At 70.2% G+C, this 17819-nt stretch carries 19 protein-coding genes; 4 read left to right on the top strand and 15 right to left on the bottom strand.

Features of this window, described 5'->3' with window-relative positions; genetic code table 11:
- Nucleotides 1–168: 168 nt before the first annotated feature.
- The 8 genes from OG379_RS37785 to OG379_RS37820 form a co-directional block, all read right to left on the bottom strand.
- Nucleotides 169–1074 (bottom strand): NAD-dependent protein deacetylase, encoded by a 906-nt coding sequence (locus OG379_RS37785; RefSeq protein ID WP_405667827.1) that lies wholly within the window; start codon nucleotides 1072–1074, stop codon nucleotides 169–171.
- A 355-nt stretch (nucleotides 1075–1429) separates the two neighbouring features.
- Complete coding sequence (locus OG379_RS37790; protein ID WP_405667828.1) at nucleotides 1430–2434, bottom strand: M48 family metalloprotease; 1005 nt, start codon at nucleotides 2432–2434, stop codon at nucleotides 1430–1432.
- 535 nt (nucleotides 2435–2969) lie between these two features.
- Nucleotides 2970–3470: a metallophosphoesterase family protein gene (locus OG379_RS37795; protein WP_405668801.1), complete on the bottom strand. Its 501-nt coding sequence runs from the start codon at nucleotides 3468–3470 to the stop codon at nucleotides 2970–2972.
- Nucleotides 3471–3609: 139 nt separating this feature from the next.
- A complete protein-coding gene (locus tag OG379_RS37800) occupies nucleotides 3610–4173 on the bottom strand; it encodes a hypothetical protein (protein ID WP_405667830.1) in 564 nt (187 codons plus the stop codon).
- Between the two features lie 71 nt (nucleotides 4174–4244).
- Nucleotides 4245–4451, bottom strand: coding sequence for a hypothetical protein (locus tag OG379_RS37805; protein ID WP_405667832.1), 207 nt, complete (start codon nucleotides 4449–4451; stop codon nucleotides 4245–4247).
- A gap of 157 nt (nucleotides 4452–4608) precedes the next feature.
- The gene (locus tag OG379_RS37810; RefSeq protein ID WP_405668803.1) at nucleotides 4609–5874 is read right to left on the bottom strand and encodes a DUF6357 family protein; all 1266 of its coding nucleotides are present in this window, start codon (nucleotides 5872–5874) and stop codon (nucleotides 4609–4611) included.
- Nucleotides 5875–6021: 147 nt separating this feature from the next.
- Nucleotides 6022–7302, bottom strand: coding sequence for a hypothetical protein (locus OG379_RS37815; protein WP_405667834.1), 1281 nt, complete (start codon nucleotides 7300–7302; stop codon nucleotides 6022–6024).
- A 34-nt stretch (nucleotides 7303–7336) separates the two neighbouring features.
- Nucleotides 7337–8701 carry a hypothetical protein gene (locus OG379_RS37820; RefSeq protein WP_405667836.1) on the bottom strand — a complete coding sequence of 455 codons (1365 nt, stop codon included), beginning with the start codon at nucleotides 8699–8701 and terminating at the stop codon, nucleotides 7337–7339.
- 231 nt (nucleotides 8702–8932) lie between these two features.
- Between OG379_RS37820 and OG379_RS37825 the strand changes: the two genes are divergently transcribed.
- Nucleotides 8933–9733: a peptidoglycan DD-metalloendopeptidase family protein gene (locus OG379_RS37825; RefSeq protein WP_405667838.1), complete on the top strand. Its 801-nt coding sequence runs from the start codon at nucleotides 8933–8935 to the stop codon at nucleotides 9731–9733.
- 189 nt (nucleotides 9734–9922) lie between these two features.
- On the top strand, nucleotides 9923–10912 hold the full coding sequence (locus OG379_RS37830; protein ID WP_405667840.1) for an ArsR/SmtB family transcription factor: 990 nt from the start codon (nucleotides 9923–9925) through the stop codon (nucleotides 10910–10912).
- A gap of 156 nt (nucleotides 10913–11068) precedes the next feature.
- Here OG379_RS37830 and OG379_RS37835 read toward each other — a convergent pair whose 3' ends face one another.
- Complete coding sequence (locus OG379_RS37835) at nucleotides 11069–11605, bottom strand: NUDIX hydrolase family protein (protein WP_393760009.1); 537 nt, start codon at nucleotides 11603–11605, stop codon at nucleotides 11069–11071.
- Nucleotides 11606–11643: 38 nt separating this feature from the next.
- On the opposite strand from OG379_RS37835, the gene OG379_RS37840 reads away from it, so the two are divergent.
- Nucleotides 11644–11790, top strand: a complete 147-nt coding sequence (locus OG379_RS37840) for a hypothetical protein (protein WP_405667843.1) — start codon at nucleotides 11644–11646, stop codon at nucleotides 11788–11790.
- A 31-nt stretch (nucleotides 11791–11821) separates the two neighbouring features.
- Here OG379_RS37840 and OG379_RS37845 read toward each other — a convergent pair whose 3' ends face one another.
- The 6 genes from OG379_RS37845 to OG379_RS37870 all read right to left on the bottom strand — a co-directional run bounded on the left by OG379_RS37845 (nucleotide 11822) and on the right by OG379_RS37870 (nucleotide 16885).
- Nucleotides 11822–12466, bottom strand: a complete 645-nt coding sequence (locus OG379_RS37845) for a dihydrofolate reductase family protein (RefSeq protein WP_405667845.1) — start codon at nucleotides 12464–12466, stop codon at nucleotides 11822–11824.
- A 400-nt stretch (nucleotides 12467–12866) separates the two neighbouring features.
- The gene (locus tag OG379_RS37850; RefSeq protein ID WP_405668805.1) at nucleotides 12867–13355 is read right to left on the bottom strand and encodes a hypothetical protein; all 489 of its coding nucleotides are present in this window, start codon (nucleotides 13353–13355) and stop codon (nucleotides 12867–12869) included.
- 78 nt (nucleotides 13356–13433) lie between these two features.
- The gene (locus OG379_RS37855; protein WP_405667847.1) at nucleotides 13434–14447 is read right to left on the bottom strand and encodes a hypothetical protein; all 1014 of its coding nucleotides are present in this window, start codon (nucleotides 14445–14447) and stop codon (nucleotides 13434–13436) included.
- Nucleotides 14448–14659: 212 nt separating this feature from the next.
- Nucleotides 14660–14908: a hypothetical protein gene (locus OG379_RS37860; protein ID WP_405667849.1), complete on the bottom strand. Its 249-nt coding sequence runs from the start codon at nucleotides 14906–14908 to the stop codon at nucleotides 14660–14662.
- 327 nt (nucleotides 14909–15235) lie between these two features.
- Nucleotides 15236–15883: an NADPH-dependent F420 reductase gene (locus OG379_RS37865; RefSeq protein WP_405667851.1), complete on the bottom strand. Its 648-nt coding sequence runs from the start codon at nucleotides 15881–15883 to the stop codon at nucleotides 15236–15238.
- Nucleotides 15884–16138: 255 nt separating this feature from the next.
- On the bottom strand, nucleotides 16139–16885 hold the full coding sequence (locus tag OG379_RS37870; RefSeq protein WP_405667853.1) for an SDR family oxidoreductase: 747 nt from the start codon (nucleotides 16883–16885) through the stop codon (nucleotides 16139–16141).
- Nucleotides 16886–16979: 94 nt separating this feature from the next.
- Between OG379_RS37870 and OG379_RS37875 the strand changes: the two genes are divergently transcribed.
- Nucleotides 16980–17588 carry a TetR/AcrR family transcriptional regulator gene (locus tag OG379_RS37875; RefSeq protein WP_405667855.1) on the top strand — a complete coding sequence of 203 codons (609 nt, stop codon included), beginning with the start codon at nucleotides 16980–16982 and terminating at the stop codon, nucleotides 17586–17588.
- Nucleotides 17589–17819: the final 231 nt, after the last annotated feature.

The raw sequence follows: 17819 nt of genomic DNA on the forward strand, positions 1-17819 counted from the left end.
CCCGGCGATGGCTCGAAGGCGCATGATCAGGAACCCTGTGATTCTGGCAGTGCGCAGCACCTGGCGAAAACAAATCTGAGGTATTTCAGAGGTTTCGGCACAGTAAAGTAAGCGAGATCTCACCCCCGGGGGAGTGGGGCGCAGAAGCGCCATGCGGCCGCCCCCGCCTCACACAGGCCCTGCCGACTCCTCGTCGACGGGGATGCCCAGCCGGGCTGCGACAGTGGTGAGGGCCGTTCCCAGCGGGAGGGCGATGCGGGTCACGGCGAGAGAGTCACCCCGGGTCGCGTCCTGGTTGACGATCAGCACCGGCTTCCCGGACTGAGCCGCCAGGCGGACGAACCGAAGCCCGGACATCACTGTCAGTGAGGAGCCGAGGACCAGCAGCGAGGCCGCCTCCCGGACCAATTCGCGGCAGTGCTCAACCCGCGGAAGGGGAACGGATTCGCCGAAGAACACCACGTCCGGCTTGAGGATGCCGCCGCAGACCGTGCAGGGCACCACGCGGAAGTCCCCGACCTGCTCGTCGGTGAGGTCGGCGTCACCGTCCGGGTTGATCGTGGAGGCCACCGGCCTGAACCCGGCATTGGCCGCCTCGAGCCGCTGGGCGAGTTCGCGGCGCGGACTGAAGGTGCCGCAGGAGAGGCAGACCACCCGGTCCAGGCTTCCGTGGAGATCCACCACGCCCTCGCTGCCGGCGGCCTGGTGCAGGCTGTCGACGTTCTGGGTGATCACACCCGAGAGCCGGCCGTGCCGCCCGAAAGCGGCCACGGCCCGGTGCCCGGCGTTGGGGCGGGCGCGGCCGAACGTCCGCCAGCCGAGGTGGCTGCGCGCCCAGTACCGGCGTCGGGCCTGGGCACTGGCGGTGAAGTCCTGGTAGGTCATCGGGGTGTGCCGGCTCAGGCTCCCGCCCTCGCCGCGGTAGTCAGGAATGCCCGACTCCGTCGAGATGCCCGCCCCGCTGAGCACCAGCACGCCGCCACTGCTCAGCGCATCGGTGACCGGCGCCAGATCCGTGGTGCCCGGCGGGAGGTCCTGGGCAGGGGTCCAGCTCAGAGTGGGGCGCATACGCATGCCCCCAGGGTACGGAACAGTGGCCGACCCCCGCTGCCGAGAATGCCCGGCCACACCCAGGGCGTGCCGGGTGGGACACGCCCGGTCAGAGCGCGACGCGGGACCGGGGCCGACGAAGGCGCGGCTGGTTCGGGTTTCGGCTCGCATTCCGTGACCCATGCGCCCGTAGGTGACGTCAGGCGTGGCAGTGGAGCCTGACGAGGATGGTGTCGCCGGGAAGGTCAGCGAGGGGTGGGCGGGATAAGCGCCGATCAGAGGCTGGGCCCGGTAAGCGGAGAGCATCTCATCCCCGACCGATCACCGGGAGGAAGCGTGCACAGCACGCCGGGAAGGCTTGCCCTCGCCGGTCATGACGTCAACCGTCGAAGCCGTTCCGGATGAGTTCCTCAGCAAGGCGACGACGCACCACGGCAAGCTCGTCGGAGATCCGCCTCTCGTGATCGTCACTCATGACCACGGCCGCCGGGGCAGATGGGCAGGCGAGCAAGCGTTCGCGACGAAGGTAGGTGGGCGGATGGCTCGAATCGACACGGTGTTCCCTCGCCGCGCCGACCCGCCTCCTGCGTTCGTACTCGCGTTCCGGGATCGATTCCACATCGCCGGCGAGGATCTCCCACAGCCTCTCCGCCCCCTCTTCGGCCTGGCCGGGATCACGGCGCCCGCCACGCGGCTTGTTCGCCTCGCGCCGCAACGTCGTGGCTGCCGACTCCGCGATCAGGAGTCTGTCCATGAGTTCCACCGCCGCATCGGTCGAACCGGCCCGGCTCGCGAACGAGTCGGCCACATACTCGCCGCGCCGAGCGACGCTGGAGGTCAGCCGGTCGAGTATCAGCAGCACACCCCGGATCAGTGAGCGCGGCACGAGGTAGACCAGGTTGACGGCAATCTCGGCTGGGGCCGGGTCGGCCGTCGGCGCCAGGAAGTACCGCCAGGTGAGCAGTGAACGGTACGCGGTCGCGATGATGAAACCACGGCGGGTGTCGCCGTTGCTGTAATGGCCGAGCTCGTGCCCCAGCAAGGCGACCCGCTGCTGGGGCCTGAGCATCTCCCACAGGGGAAGCCCGAGCGTCAGGACGCGCTGACCGCGTAGCCCACAGGTCATCACGCTTGCATTGATGTCCGTGTCGACCACGATCACGTCCACGCCGCGCGTTCCAGCCACCTCGGCGACCTCGTCGATCAAGCTGTGCAGCGCGGGGGCGTCCTCGCGGCGGAACGTATGCCCTTCCTCGGGCGGTCGGGCCAACCGGGGTCTGAGGGTCCACGCGAGAATCAGGAACACGATGCCCAGCAAGACACCCAAGCCGCCCCAGCCACGGACGATGCACCAGACCGCAAGTGCGATCAGGGCCAACGTCACGGCATGTACGGCGACTGCGATCGCATAGGCGCACCCCAGGGGCAGGCTCCCTCCGCCGTGCGCCGGCTCACTCTCGCCCACTCCGCCGATAAGCCCTTCTGCGTCTCGGTGTGCCGTGGACCTTGGCACCCTGCCGGATCGTCCCGTGTTCTCCTCCGGCGCCTCCGGATCGACATTCCAGTCGCACTCCGTGCACCACGTGGTGAATCGAGGGTCGGCGTGAATCTCTGTCCCGCACTCCGGGCAGGACTGAGACGTTTCTTCTGTTGCGACGCGCATCGGGGCGCTTCCCCCTTCCCCGCGGCCCCTCCCCAGAGGCCGCCTGTACATGACGTGGCGAAGCTGATCACGAAGGTGCGCTTGCGTAAAGGCCGCGATCGTGATCAACAGGGCCACAGCCGCGACCGAGGCGCCGACCAGTTCCTTCGCGCCGCCGGTTGCCAGAACCGAACCACCGACCTCTGTCGGCGCGGCACTGCTCGCCGAGTTCGTCAGGACGTCTCCGGGCCTCGGCCCGCCCGTCCAGGGGGAGGGGTCAGCGCCTCGGCAGGCGGCGAAGGACGACCTCGTCGAGCACTCCGTCCGCAACCGTGCATGTCATGAATGTGCAGTACGGCTGCCGTCTGCGGTCCGTCGGCGACCCCGGGTTCAGCAGGCGCAGCCCGCCCGGCGCTTCGGTGTCCCAGGGGATGTGACTGTGGCCGAAAACCAGGACGTCCAAGTCCGGGTACTGGGCGGCGCAGCGCGCCTCCCGCCCGGGGGCGGCCCCTGTCTCGTGGACGACGCCGAACCGCAGGCCACCCAGCCGGACGCGGGCAACCTCCGGCAACCGGGCGCGCAGGTCCGGGCCGTCGTTGTTGCCGTATACCCCGACCAGGCGTCGCGTGCGCCCTTCCAGCAGGTCCAGGGTGGCCACGTCGACCCAGTCCCCGGCGTGGACGACGACGTCCGCCCGGTCCGTTTCGCGCAGCAGCTCATCGGGGAGCCGCTTGGCGCGCAGGGGCACATGGGTGTCCGAGACGAGCAGCAGCCGCACGGGAAGGTCTGCCGCTGCCCGGGATGTGTCCTCGTCCATTCGCCTGCCATTCTCCTTGGGTTCGCCCGGTTTACCGGTCGAAGACGTCCCTGCGCGATCTTGCAGGCCTGGGCCGGCGTCGGCTCGACCGGCGCGCGCGTCAGAGCCGGGATGCTCCGATCGTCCGGTCGGCCGTCGCGAAGCGGTGCTCCGTCGGCTTCAGCACGTCGTGGAGACAGTCGAAGTACTCCGTGTCCGCCGTTCCTGTGAGCACGGCCAGCAGGAAGGCCGAGCACCCCATGTCGTGGTGCTCCCACAGCGGCCCGCGCCCCTCGTTGTAGAGCACGGTCCACTCGTCGGGATGCTGACCGGGCCTCGCCAGCCAGTACAGGAACGCCCCTGTGCCCTCCTCCCATGCCCACGGCAGGACCCGCGCCCCAGCCTCCAGCAGACCGGGAGGCTTCGCCTCGAACTCCCACAGGCCGGCCAAGACCTCGTCACGTTCCGACGTCCGCGCGTGCAAATCGCAGTCGTCGTAGGCGGAGCCGGGGACGAGCAGCCAGATCGTGTCGTCGAAGACGCCGTCCCCGTACGCCTCGACCAATTGCTTGTAGTCGGTGGGCAGCGCCGCACCCAAGGCGCGCTCGGCCTGCGCCCAGTCCACCGCGGGCGGCGGTTCGGCGGGCGGGTTGCAGAGGCGGACGAGGGCATCGAGGGCGATCATGGAACGGACGCTACTGGAACCTCAGCCGGTGCCCGTGGGCGGGATGAGCGCCGCGAGAGCGCACTGCGGCATCACGACCCGGACCGGCACGTGTGGTCGAACTCGTCGCTCTCGCCGGCCCGTTCCCTTTCGCCCTCGGTCGGTCCCCGCTGGGCGAGGGCGCAGAGTCGCTCCATCGACGTGTCGGCGTCGAGCGGAACCGTGAAGGAGCGGGAGCCCTCGACCATGGTGATCCGCTCGCCTGTGGAGTTCGGCGAGAGCGTGTCGTCGTAGTGCACCCACTAGCGGTACGGCTTGGCCTTGTCGCAGTCCGGGCCTGTGCACCTGAGGGGCGCCGCGGGGCCGACGCACGCTGGCGCGCACACCCGGGCGTAGCCTCGGTGCCCGCTCTTTCGCAGCTCTTTCCGACGGCGCGTGCGCGGGCTCCCGCTGGGACTACTCGGCGTCGCGCCGCCGGCGCGCGCGCTCGAACTCAGCGGCATCCGGTATCCAAGGGCCGTGCTGTTCGAGTGCGGCGCAGCCGCCGCGGACGAAGGTGCTCACCAGGTGCCGGTACCCGCCGATCCCGTCGACCAGGCTGTACTCGACCCGGTATTCCGGATCCGACCCGCCGCCTTCACCCTCGTGCACCGTCGTGACCCGGGCGATGGAATCCGCGTAGAAGTGGAGCTGGATCCCTTCACCCATCTCCTCGTCCTCGATGGTGAACACTTCGTTGTCCGAGGCAGAACGATCGCCGACGAACTCCCAGAATTCCGCAGTGGCAGTGCGGGGATTGTCAGCGCTCCACTTCTTCTCGACGCCCTTGTCGTCGGTGAACGACAGGATCGTCTTTCTCGCACTCCCGCCGGAGTCGGCGCGGTCGCCGGCAGCTTCCTCGTGATCCTCCATGGGCGTGCTCCTGGAGCGGTCCACGGCCTCCGAGCACATCAGGAAGCTCACGGTACGCACCACGTCATCGACGAGCTCAGGGTGTGCCCGGCGCACGGCCGCGTCGACCGCGGTCGCCATCCGATCCCAGTCGCGCTTGTCCGTGGCGCGTTTTCCGCGTCGCGGATCGAGGCCTATGCGCATCCCGGTACACGCCTGCTCCGCGGTGGCGATCACACGCATGACCTCGGGCAGCAGCGCGGCATCGACAGCATCGGGCGTCCGCCCCGGAATCGTTGAGCCGTGCAGGTACTGGCCCGTGTACCTCAGAACCGCGGCGTCGAGTGGACCGAGTACTATTCCGCGCTCGGCGCGACGTCGGTCCGCGTGGTACTCCTGAGCTCGTTTCCCGTTGGGCGTCTCTGTCGCCGCGCGCATCGCCGCGTAGACCTGACCGCGCTCGAGCAGATCGATGTCAGCTCCATGGGCGATGAGCCGGCCCCTGTCCCACCGGATGCGCTGGAAGAGCGCGTCGACGTCTGCTGGCGGCAGGAGGAGGATCGGGTCCAGGAGCGCGACGGCAGCGTTCTCATCGAGCGGGCCCCGGGTTCCGGCGGCGTCGCACAGCGGAAGGACCGCACTCCACAGCAGCAGATGTCTGGCCAGATCCTTCCGGATCACCGCAAGATGGGCTTCCCCGATCGGGAACCTGAACGTGCGGGGCTCGTGGTTTGCGTCGGCCCCGGCGCCGAGCACCAGCTTCAGCCCGCCGTCCTCGCGGATCACGTTCGGGATCCAGCCGCTCTTGCGCGCGAAAACGATGTCTCTCATGAACTCAGTCTTCCCCATCGGAGGAGTGCGTCCGAGACCAGACGTCGAACGGCTCCGCGCCATGGGCCGCGGCGATCCCCGAGCCGCGCACGCGCCTTCACGGGCCCGCACAGGTACACGCGGGCCCGTGGGATCCGGCCGGGCGGATCAGCAGTTCGGAACGCCGGGCAGCCAACTGTCGGCCACGTCGATGAATATGTTGGAGATGTATCCGCCGTAGTCCGGGAGGTAGGACCACGCGTCGTTGCTGTGACCGTCTGCCTCGACGAGCTGGCCGTGTACCTGGCACTGCACGCGCACGGTCGTGGGGCCCGGGAGCTGGGCGACGCGGGTCGACGCGCCGGTGGGCTGCTGGCGGATGTTGACGGCGGTGCCCCAGGTCGGGAACGACGTGGTCGGAGCACCGGTGCCGGTCCACAGATAGGTGACGGTGACCCAGCCGTTGTCGTTCAGGCCGACGTTGTAGAACGTTCCGTCGGCCAGGTCAATGCCGGCCGGGTTGAGCACCCGGCGACCCGACCCGTCCAGCCCGCCGTTGTAGCCGTTCTGGTAGGCCGCCTGTGCCTCGGGCCTGCCCTGCGGCAGGTCCTTGAAGCTTTCGCGGACGGACGACGGATTCCAGTAGTCGTCGCGGGTGTTCCACGGGCCGACGTCCCACACCGGCGCGGTCTCGCAGCGCACCGGTCCGCAGACACGCACCGAGTACTGCCCGCTGCCCTTCGGGGAGAGACCGCGCCGGGAGGGCAGCGCCACGAAGTGGTCGTTCGGGACGATCACGTGCCCATTCGCCGTGGTGCCGCCGACCAGGCCCTCCCGGGTTGCGTAGACGCTGGTCGTGAAGGCCTCGGCGGCCTCGGCCTTCCTGGGCGTGTCGCCGAGTTCGGCACTCAGGCGCAGGGCGCTGACGGTCGGAGCGGCGCCGTTCGGCGCGGAGATCAGGGTGATCCGGGTCTGTACACGGGTGACGGCCCGGGGGAGCAGGGCCGGGGCGTCGTCGCGCGCCTCGCGCCATTCCGTCCACCGGCCCAGCCCGTCGCGCCCCCGCACGTCCACGGCGACCCGGGCTCCGGCAGGGACGGTGGCCTCGAGGTCCGGGGTGACGAGGTCGACGGCGCGGTCCAGTACGCGTACGGGCAGCACGACCGTCCCCTGGCCACGGGGGGAGCGCGAGGAAGCAGGGGCCAGGCCGGCATCGCGCAGGCGCAGACCGTCGTCCGTACGGCTGACGTTGCTCGCGTCCGTCGTCGGCGCGGACAGGTCCGCCCGCCAGCTGATGCCCCCGAGCGGGGCTTCGCCGTTCCCGGCGTCGCGGGCGGCGGCGGGGCCGGCGGTGAGTGTCAGACCCACGACGGCCAGCAGCGAGACGGCCACAGCCGTCCCTCGGCGGAGGCGGACGGTGGGGGAGTTCGGTCTCTGGTCGCGGCGCATGGCGCGCCTCCTTCTGTGGGGGTGGGGAAGGCGATTACGAGCAACGAGGCACGCCCGGGAGCGTGTTGCCGGAGGAGGTGATGTAGATGTTGGTGATCCAGCCGCCGTACTGAGGCAGATACGCCCACCAGTCGTTGACGTAGGGCGGGACCGAGACCTGCCCGCCCTGCCGCTGGCACCCGACGAGGACGTCCACCCCGGCGGGCAGAGTCGTGAGGGCGGCGGAGGAGGTGGTGGCGGAGGCGCGCACACGGACACCATTGCCCCAGGTGGTGAAGCGGGTGCCGGAGGGGCGGACGGCTCCGGGGACGTCCAGGGAGCTGGTGAGGGCGGTGACCTTGCTGTACGCGGTGCCGTACGGGGTGCCGTCGGGGTGCAGGGTGAGGACGGCGACCACCGTCCGGTCGTCGGGGCCCACGGTGCCGGTGGTGTGCAGAGCGTCGGACGTCAGATCCACCGCGGTGGCGGAGGCACCCCCGGGGGGAGACGCATCGCCGGCGAACCTCCTTGGGGATCCGGCCCCCTCTACGCCGTCTGCCTGGATGGACGTGCGGGGACCTGCGCCCGCGACGCTGCCGGGCGTGGCAGCCGGAGGCCCGGAGGGGGTGCAGCCGCCGGAGGCGAAGCCGGACCAGCCCTGCTTGACCGCCCGCGGTCCGTCGAACGCGGAAGGCAACCCGAACCCCTGGTCGAAGCCGTCGGCGGCACACCTCTCGGACCGGTGCAGAGCCCCCATGACGAGGTCCCGGACCGGCGCCGGTGCCGCGTCGAGGAGGTAGCGGTAGACGCGGACGGTGTCGGCGGCGGTGGTCGCCGTGTAACCCCAGTAACCGGGGTAGCCGGCCGGTGGAGGGGCCGTACCGGTGAGCCCCAGACGAGGCACCATTCGCGAGACCACGGCGCTGCTGCCACCCGCGGACCAGTAGTGATTCGCGGCGTCGTCGTCACTCCTGCTCAGCATCGCCTCGAGCCGGTCCCGGTCCGCCTGCGGCAGCTCGTGGTCGGGCCCCCGGCTCCACAGGAAGTCCAGTGCGAGCAGCAACTTGACCACGGATGCGGAACGGAAGGCGCGGTCCGGCTGGAAGGACTGGGTGAAGCGGCCGGTGACCCGGTCGAACACCGCGACGCCCGCCGTGACGTCAGCAGGGATGTCCACGACGGTGCGGGCCTCCGTTCCCTCCACTACCCCCTCGGCTTCGGAATCCCCCCTCGCGGGACCGGCGAGCGGGAGGGCGACGGATCCGGCGGGGGGCGGGCCGTAGCGAGCGGCGGTGGCGGCGGGATCGGCGGACTCGACGGGTACGGCCAGGGCGGAACCGGACAGCGCGAACAGTAGCCCGGCAGTGGTGAGAGCGGTGCCGAGAAGAGACGGGCGGCGGGCGGCACGGAGCGAAGGCATGGGAGTCGGGGGCTCCTTCGGGGCACGGACGCACCGGGGCCGACGGCCCGGTGGTGCTGTGGCGCGTGGAGCCACGGTGGTGGGGCGGCGCGGGAGGCGCAAGCAATTCGTCCCTGCTCGAAGGAGCCCGGCGCACGCTTGTCAGCGGTACGGGCCCTCGCTACGTTCCCGACGTCTCCCCGCGCCTCGGCCCGGCTCCGTCCGGGCCGCCTCCCCCACCTAGGAGCATTCGTGAGGTTCCTCAGACGCCTTCCCGCACTGTTCGTCGCTGCCTTGATGGCCGTGGCCGGACTGTCGGTCGCCCCGGCACAGGCGGGGGAGGCCGGTACGACGGCCGCTCCCGCCTTCAAGGCGCCCTACCCCTGCGGCCAGCGCTGGACGTACAGCCACCACTCGGCCGAAGTGCGCCGGGCGCTGGACTTCGTGCGCTCCGACGGCGGTGCGACGGCGGGCACCCCGGTGCTCGCTTCCGCGGCCGGCACAGCGACCCGCTACTCGCAGCCGAGCGGTGCCGGCAACTACGTGGCCATCGACCACGGCGGCGGCTGGAAGACGTACTACTTCCACCTCTCCGCCTACTCCGTCCCCAGCGGCGCGTCCGTCGCCCAAGGGCAGCAGATCGGCGTCACCGGCAGCACCGGCAATTCCTCAGGGGCACACATCCACTACGAGCAGCTGCTCAATGGAGTGGGCCAGAACATCGTCATCAACGGCGCCGCCCTCTCCTACCCCGGCAGCTACAACCAGGCGTACCTGACCAGCGACAACGGCTGCGGCGGCAGTGGCCTCCCGTTCAACACGTGGGGCAGCGGCGTGAATGTCCGTTCCGACGCCCGCGTCAGCGCGCCCGTCGTCACCACCCTCGCCGGTCCGACGGCTGTGCGCGTGCTGTGCCAGAAGCAGGGCGACACCGTCAACGCCGAGGGATACAGCAACAACTGGTGGAGCAAGCTGCGTGACCAGAACGGCTTCATCAGCAACATCTACATCGATCACCCGGACGCGAAGCTGCCCGGCGTCCCGCTCTGCTGAGCCGTCGCAGTGGCTCGTAGGTGGTCCGGCCGGCGCGTAGTTCCGGTCGGACCGCCGCACATTCCGGCCGATCCGGCGTCGGGACGCACCAGATTTCTGGCATGCATGCGTCATTTCTGTGATGCGCGTAGAGTTTCGCCGGACGGGCGTCACCGGCGCCCGTGACCACCGGGGGTGCGCGTGCTACGGGTGGATTTCACGAGCCAGGAACTGGCCCGCTTACGCGTCGCGTCCGGCGTGGACCCACTCTGGGAGACCGCGCTGAGTCTGCACCTCCTGCAGAACCGCCAAGCGCCGCTCGCATTCGGGACATGGCGCCGGGAGGTGGTCGCGGCCCTGAGACGGTCCGGCCTCGTCCCCGTGACGCGTGCACTGACGCGACTCTGCCCGGACGGCTCCTACTTCCCGGATTTCCTCACGCCCGGCCGCGGGGACACGGATCTGGAGACCGGGCTCGACCGGCTGCTCTCCACACCTCGACACCGACTCCGTGCAGAGATCGTCCGGCTCCACGCTCACTCGGCAGGCCCGGTCCCGGCCGGCCTGCGCACGCTGGCGGAAGGGTGCCCCGAAGCGCTGCACCGCCTTGGAATGGCCCTGCGCGCCTACCATCAGGTCGCCGTCGAGCCCTACCTCACCGCGATGCGCGCGCAGGCGGCGGCCGACCGGGCCGTACGCGCCCAAGCCGTCCTCAGCCACGGCGCGGAGGGCCTGCTCACCGGGTACGACCAACTGCCCGGGTGGCGCTACCGGGAGGGGAGGCTGCGCGCCCCGTACCCCGTCGAGCGTGAACTGAGCCTGCGGGGCAGGACGCTGACGCTCGTGCCTGCCTTCTTCTGCGTACGCGCCCCGCTCGCCCTCGTCGACGAGGAACTGCCGCCGGTCCTCGTCCACCCCCTCTCGCCCGCGCCCGGCTGGCTCGAACGCAGCCGCTCCGGCGGGGACGCACCGGTGGCGCAGCTCATCGGTGCCTCCCGTGCCGAACTCCTCCGGATGCTGGACCGGCCGATGACCACGATGGACATCGCCGCGGCGCTGCGCCTGGCGCCGTCGACCGCCAGTCGGCACGCCACCGTGCTGCGTGAGGCGGGACTGCTGCTCTCCCAGCGTCAGGGCGTGCGGGTGCTCCACCATCGGACGGGGCTCGGCCGGGCGGTGCTGGAGGGCGTACTGAAGTGAGCCGGGGTGCAGGCGGCCCGGGGGAGGGGAGGCGGCGGCGCGCGGCGCAGCCGCCTGACGAGCGGGGCCGTGCCTGACAGCCCTCCGGATCTCAGGCAGGTCCCCTTCGGCTGAGGCGGGCGTACCCGGGTTGAGCGCCCGTCACCCCGACGTCCTTCAGTAGGTGTGTCCCATGTGCGCCAGAGCCTGCTTCAGCAGCACTCCGTGGCCGCCCGGCATCTCGTTCTGCACAGCAGGTGAGGCCGCCTCCTGCGGGCTGAACCAGACCAGGTCCAGTGCGTCCTGCCGCGGGCGGCAATCGCCGGCCACCGGCACGACGTACGCGAGGGACACCGCGTGCTGGCGCGGATCGTGGAACGGGGTGACGCCGGTGGTGGGGAAGTATTCGGCAACGGTGAAGGGCTGCAAGGAAGCCGGGACACGCGGCAGGGCCACCGAACCGAGATCCTTCTCCAAATGGCGCAGCAGAGCGTCACGGACCCGCTCGTGGTGCAGGACGCGGCCGGACACGAGAGCGCGGTTGATCGTTCCGTCGGTGCCGATCCGGAGGAGGAGCCCGATGCTGGTGACGTCGCCGCTCTCGTCCACCCGCACAGGGACGGCCTCGACGTACAGGACGGGCATCCGGGCCCTGGCCATGTCCAGTTCGTCCGTGGTGAGCCAGCCGGGCGTGGTTTCCGTCATGTCAGACATCGCTTGATCATACTTACCCGGGCTGGGATTCTGGTCGCATGTCTGACAGCCCGCTCGTCTCCGCCGATGAGGCGCGCGGGGTCATCACCTCTGCCTCCGGGACTCCGCCGGGAGGACACCGCCCGGCCCCGGTCCTCCACAGGGAGGCCGAACTCGCCAGGGCGATGGGACGCCGTGCCTCCTGACCGCCGCGCTGCGCCCTGCTCCAGGGGGGCCTCAGCCGTCGTTTCCGGTGCCTCGATCGGGTGCGCTCATGTCCCCGGTGGCGGGAGTGCCGTCGGCGAGCCCGTAGCGCAAGTAGACCGTTCCTTTCGGGCTGGCCACCGGAGGTGCGAGGAGCGCGACGTTGGTGGGCACCGCGCCATCGTCGAACACCTTCTTCCCTACGCCGAGCACGATCGGATGCAGCCAGAGGTCAAGACGGTCGAAGAGCTTCTCGCGTAGGAGGCTCTGGACGAGGTTCAGGCTCCCGACGACCTTCACGTGCTCGTGCCGCTCACGGATCTGGCGCACCGAGTCGGCGAGGTCCGGGCCGAGCTGCGTGGACCCGGCCCACGCCAGGTCGGGCCTGCCGCGAGAGGCCACGTACTTCGGGACGCTGTTGAAAAGTGTGGCGATCTCGCTGTCCTCGCCGCCCTCCTGGTGAGGCCAGTAGGCGGCGAAGATGTCGTACGTCCGCCGGCCGAGCAGAAGCGCGTCCGTGCCTTCATACGCGGCACCGACCTGCGCCCCGGCGACCTCGTCCAGCAGAGGCGCCTGCCAGCCGCCGAACGGGAACCCCACCGGGTCCTCGTCAGGGCCGCCGGGCGCCTGCCCGACGAGGTCGAGGGTCGCGAACAGCTCAATGTGGATGAGTCCCATGGCTTACTCCCGATGCATCGTTTGTCTCCCTACAGAGGTAGACCTGCGGATGCCCGCAGGCTCATCGCCACGACGGAACCCGGTTCACCCGGTTCACCCGGTTCACCCGGTCGGGGAATTAGGCACGCGATCGCCCCGCAGGGCACCGAGAAGACGACCTGGCCGTCGCGGGGGCGTTTCACACGGTGTCGGGCGCTCTCCCGCGGGCCCCCACAGCGCTCACCCGTGGCGACCGGATCGCTCAGGGCTCATCCGTAGCGTTCGGTCACGTCGCCTGTGAACGTGCGTTGTAGGGGCCCGCCGGCCAAGTGGGTGCTCAGCAAGCCCTGAAGGTTGGGTCGGCGGGGGCGCCCCGCGCCCGTACGCAGAGATGGTGACGAGCCCTACTGCAGGCGGGCTCTCAGTCGTCGGCGATCTGCAGGGCCAGCGTGAAGTGCTCACCGTCCGTCCCTGCGAGCAGGCTGTCGAACAGTGGGGTGAGTCCGTTCACCGCCCCGCATTCGGTGTCGTGGTTGGTCCACCATCTGGCCGCCGGTCCGAGCAGGGACGTCACCCGGTACGCCGCGCGGTCGGCGGTCTCGACGGGCAGGTGCCGGTGGCTCGGCCAGACCAGGTCGACGGTCGCGACCTGGGCCAGGAACGAGGCGGCTCCGTGCGTCTCCACCGCTTCCAGAGAGGCGCAGATCTCCGGGACGGACGGCGGGGAGTACCCGGGCAGGAAGCGCCGCCAGGCATCGTCCGCTGCGATTACGGCCAGCAGCGTGCGGATCCTGGCTGCCAGCTCCGGCAGGTCGGGTTCCGGCTCGGTGAACCGCCCGGCCGCCACGTACACCCGCATCGGCGTGGACAGATCTGCCATGCCGGCTTCCAGCTCGGCCAGGACCCCCATGGACGTCACAGCATGATTCTGCCGTACACCCCAGCCCTTCCTCGCTCCGCACCACGGGCGAACGATGCGGGGGGAAGATCACAGCAACGCAGCGATGCCCTTCCGGTCCTCGGGCAGCCCGGCAGCGCGGAACCACAACCCGTTCCCGGCGATGCCGCCGGTCACCTCGTCGGTGTCCACGAAGGCCCGCAGCAGGTCGCGTTGGGCGGAGGTGAGCGGGTGGCTCGGGTCGTAGCCACCGGCAAAGGCTCTGAGCAGGATGGGCCCGCGTTCGTGGTCGACGAGCGACGTGCCGCGGGCGGCCACGATGCCGATCGCCTCCGGTGCCACCTCCTCGAACGATGCGGCCATGGCGAGCGCCGACCGCAGCACGGTGAACCGGAACCACCCGTCGAGCCCGGGCAACGGCTCGGGGAACCATCCGTCCGTGGTCCGAGGGTCCCGCAGGGCGTCGAGGAGGACGGCGAGAGCGCGTGGCCGATCGACGCGTGCGGGACCGAGTGCGGCACAGACCCGCACGGCCGGGTCGGAGTCGGCGAGCAGGTCGGAGGTGTCCATCCCCCACAGGCTGAGCGCGCGCGCCGCACCGGCTCGCTCGCGTCGCCCCGCTGCGGCGCCCAGGTGGGCCCGCAGTAGCGCGGCGGCCTGCGGTACCCGGTCGGCGAGTCCTGGGGCGGAGAGGAGTGGGACTGCGGCGCCGCGCGCGGCCTCACGGACGTGGGGGTCGGGAGAGGAGAGGAACGGCTCGACGGCGTCGTACAAGGCGGGGCGTATGCCCCGGCACGCGTGCAGTGCGGCGAGCTCGTCCGGGTCGTGCTCGCGTCGCGTCTCGTCGTGCCAGGGCGCCCACTGCCAGTCGGTTCGGTCCCGCACCGGATCCTCCCCGTAGGCGGCCGACTCGGCCACCTGCCCCAGCCAGACGAGCAGGGCGGCCCGGAGGCTGCGGGGCGGCCCGTCGTCCCACGGGACGTGCCCTTCGTGCTCCTCGAGGCCAACGGGGTGGTCGAGGATCGCGGCGACGAACAGCGCCGTCGGCGCCGTGACGGTGTACAGCGAGCCCTGGTGCAGCACGCCCATGTCCAACGCGGCCAATGCCTCCGACCGAACCTCGGGATCCTCGTCCACGAGGGAGCACAGCGAAACGGGTACATCCCCGGCGGGACCGTAGGCGTGTCGGAGGGAACCCCAGTCCGTCATCGACAGCAGTTTCCGGGCCACCGTAGGCAACCCGCTCAGAATTCGCGTCACGCGCACGCTTTCGCCACCCGTCCCCACGGGGACGGGTGATGCGGAGTCGTCAGCCGTCACTGCTGGCTCCCCACACCGGAGTGGAGCACGAACGCCACTTCCGGCACGCGGGCCGGAGTCATCTCCGTGCGCAGTTCGACGGCGAGGGGATGGCCGGCTGGCTCGAGCTCGAGGAAGGAACGCTCGCCGACCGGGCGAGTGTGTACGTGCGTCTTCAGGTGGGCGAAGTAGTGCTGTTCCCGGACCACGCACCGGTCGGAAGAGGGCAGGCAGTCCCGGGCGTCGCCGAAGGCCGGATCCCACACAGCCGGGCCCCGGCTGTGTGGTTCATCGTCAGTTCAGGGTGCTGGCCCCCGTCGCACGGGCAGGTGAACCCGAGATCACTGGTCATGGTGCTGGAGCCTAGTGACGGGCTCTGACAGGACCTCAGGCTGGAGTCCCTCCCACCGCCTTGACGGGGCTGCCAACCAGCGTGTTCAAGCGTCAACTCTCGCTGAGAGCGGGCACTCCACATGACACCCCACCCGCCGACTGCCGTGCTCAACCATTTCTCGTCAGGGCCGGTTCGGCGGCCGGCCCGCATGTCGCACTGTCGCAACTCCGTGGCACAAGTCGCCTTCAGCCGGCTCGGCTCAGGCGGCCCGTCGTGCCTTGGTGAGGTTGGCGATGAGCTCGGCGCGGGTCTGGTGCTCGTGTGCGTTCCACGCGGGTTGGCCAGGACCGCTGCGCCACGAGTCGCTGAGAGGGCTGTTGTCGACGGTGTCGAACCCGAACTGGTCGTACAGGCGTGTCACGAGTTCTACTGCTTCGGGAAAGTTGCTGGAGGCCGACAGCGCGAGGCGGCCGGGCGTCCCCGCCGCTCTGCCCGCCGTGGTGATGCGGGGGGCCTGAATATGAGTGAAAGCCTTGACGACCTTGGATTGCGGCAGGTGTTCCTGGCGGAGCTCGTGAACGGTCTTCTCTCCCGAATCGATTGCCGGAATATGGCCGTCGCGCCAGATCATGTAGTTGTTCGTGTCCAGCACGATTTTTTCTGCCAGTTGCTGTACGGGCATATCGTTGATCACCTTGAGAGGGACCGCCACGACGACGAACTCTCCGGCGGCGGCGGCTCCGGCGGCAGTTGCGGCGTGCGCTGAGGGACCGAGCTCGTCGATGAGATCGTTCAAGGTCTCGGGGCCTCGTGAATTGGCGATGACGACGTCGTAGCCGTTCACGATCGCCGCGCGCGCGATCTGACTGCCGACTTCGCCTGCACCAATGATGCCGATGACTGTCATGAACCCTCGTTCCTCTGTCTGGTGGGCGGCTGTGCCGGTGGGCGGCGCAGCCGGGCTCGTGGGCGCGGACGGCCGGGCGAGGCTCCGCCTTGCCCGGCGCACGCCGCGGTCCGCCGGGCAGGAGGCTGAGCCACCCCGACCATGGTCGTGTCGATCGCCGGGACCGTCCGGCGCGCTGATGTGTCGGCCGGCTCGGGGCCCTCCGGCTCGCCTGCCGGAACCGGCCCGGCCGGCCGGACGCAGCCGTCTTCGAGCTCAGATCTGGTTCAGGCCGCCGTCGACGTACAGACTCGAACCGGTGATGAAGCTGCTCTGTTCGGAGGCGAGGAAAGCCACGGCGGCGGCGATCTCCTCCGGGCGCGCGAGTCGGCCCAGCGGGACTTGTGCCGCCAGGTGCTGCCGCAGACCGGCGGCCTGCTCCGGATCGGGAGCGAGTCCCGACAGACCAGGGGTGTCGGTCGGGCCGGGCGTGACGGCGTTGACCCGGATCCCCCGGCCCCTGAGCTCATTGGCCCAGGTCCGGGCGAAAGACCGGGTGGCGGCCTTGGAAGCCGCGTACACCCCGAACGCCTCCGCGCCGACGTCGACGTTGGTGGAACCGTTCAGGATCACTGAGGCGCCGTCGTTGAGCAGAGGCAGCGCCTTCTGGACGGTGAACAGTGTGCCCCTGACGTTGATCCCGAAGAGCGTGTCGAAGTGCTCCTCCGTGATCTGCTCCAACGGGACGAACGCGGCGACGGAGGCGTTCGCGAACAGGACATCCAGACCCTGCCCGCGGTCCCGGACCGCCTCATACAGCCGGTCCAGATCGGCGAGGTCCGCGATGTCGCCGATCACACCGGTCGCCGAGCCGATCGTCTCGACGGCCGCGTCGAGTTCCGTCCTGCGCCGGCCGGTGATGAACACGTGCGCACCCTCGGCAGCCAGCCGCACAGCGCTGGCCAGACCGATACCAGTGCTGCCCCCGGTGACGAGAGCGGTCTTTCCTTCCAACAGTCCCACGGCAGTACCCTCCCCAAAGTTCCGTATCGATCGATGCGGAAGTCGAACCGTAGCACTTCTGCATCGCTCGATGCGGAAGGGGTAGTCTGTGCGGGTGGGCACCAAAAAGAGCCGCTCCATCGGCCGACCGCGGGGATTCGACACCGACGAAGCACTTGAGCGCGCCATGCTGGTCTTCTGGGAGCACGGCTACGAGGGCGCAAGCCTGGCCACCCTCACCGAAGCGATGGGCATCTCCACCACGAGCATGTACGCGGCCTTCGGAAACAAGGAGGAGCTCTTCCGCAAGGCCCTGGAGCGCTACACCGAAGGCCCGAGCGCCTACCTGGACCGCGCCCTCAGGGAACCGACCGCCCTGGGCGCCGTCACCGCGATCCTGACCGGCACCATCCTGACCACCACAAGCCCGGCCCACCCCCGCGGCTGCATGGGAGTCCAGAGCGCCCTGGCCGCCGGCGACTCCGGACGGACGGTCCGTGACCTCCTCGTCGCGTGGCGAAACAACGGCTGTTCCTCCCTGCGGCAGCGGTTCGAGCAAGCCGTGGACGACGGCGACCTGCCTCCGCAGGCAGACCCAGCGCTCCTGGCCCGCTACGTCACCACCCTGGCCTTCGGAATCGCCGTTCAAGCCGCGAGCGGCGTCAGCCGTGCAGAACTCCAGGCGATGGCTGACGCCGCGCTACGCAGCTGGCCACTCTGCTGAGAGCCGTCAGGCCTCGGCCAAAGGGCGCCGGGCAACTCGGGGAGCTGGAAGGAGTACCGGCCGAGCAATCTGATGCGGTGGCGCACCGTCATCTCTGCCGGCCACAGGCGTTGGCGCACCGGGCTTGTCCTGGTGCGGGACGGCCCACGGCATCTCGACGCGGCGGAAGCCGACCACCTGCCTGGCCGCTCTCCACCTCACGGGCGTCTTCATCATCTGGTCTGCGTGCTG

This window comes from Streptomyces sp. NBC_01166 (assembly GCF_045039765.1).
GTDB lineage: Bacteria > Actinomycetota > Actinomycetes > Streptomycetales > Streptomycetaceae > Streptomyces.

Bases quoted from the DNA above. Each gene is read 5' to 3' on its own strand.
- OG379_RS37810 (WP_405668803.1), bottom strand. From the start codon at position 5,874: ATGAGAGACATCGTTTTCGCGCGCAAGAGCGGCTGGATCCCGAACGTG.
- OG379_RS37800 (WP_405667830.1), bottom strand. From the start codon at position 4,173: ATGATCGCCCTCGATGCCCTCGTCCGCCTCTGCAACCCGCCCGCCGAA.
- OG379_RS37820 (WP_405667836.1), bottom strand. From the start codon at position 8,701: ATGCCTTCGCTCCGTGCCGCCCGCCGCCCGTCTCTTCTCGGCACCGCT.
- OG379_RS37840 (WP_405667843.1), top strand. From the start codon at position 11,644: ATGTCTGACAGCCCGCTCGTCTCCGCCGATGAGGCGCGCGGGGTCATC.
- OG379_RS37865 (WP_405667851.1), bottom strand. From the start codon at position 15,883: ATGACAGTCATCGGCATCATTGGTGCAGGCGAAGTCGGCAGTCAGATC.
- OG379_RS37850 (WP_405668805.1), bottom strand. From the start codon at position 13,355: ATGGGGGTCCTGGCCGAGCTGGAAGCCGGCATGGCAGATCTGTCCACG.
- OG379_RS37835 (WP_393760009.1), bottom strand. From the start codon at position 11,605: ATGTCTGACATGACGGAAACCACGCCCGGCTGGCTCACCACGGACGAA.
- OG379_RS37785 (WP_405667827.1), bottom strand. From the start codon at position 1,074: ATGCGTATGCGCCCCACTCTGAGCTGGACCCCTGCCCAGGACCTCCCG.
- OG379_RS37815 (WP_405667834.1), bottom strand. From the start codon at position 7,302: ATGCGCCGCGACCAGAGACCGAACTCCCCCACCGTCCGCCTCCGCCGA.
- OG379_RS37845 (WP_405667845.1), bottom strand. From the start codon at position 12,466: ATGGGACTCATCCACATTGAGCTGTTCGCGACCCTCGACCTCGTCGGG.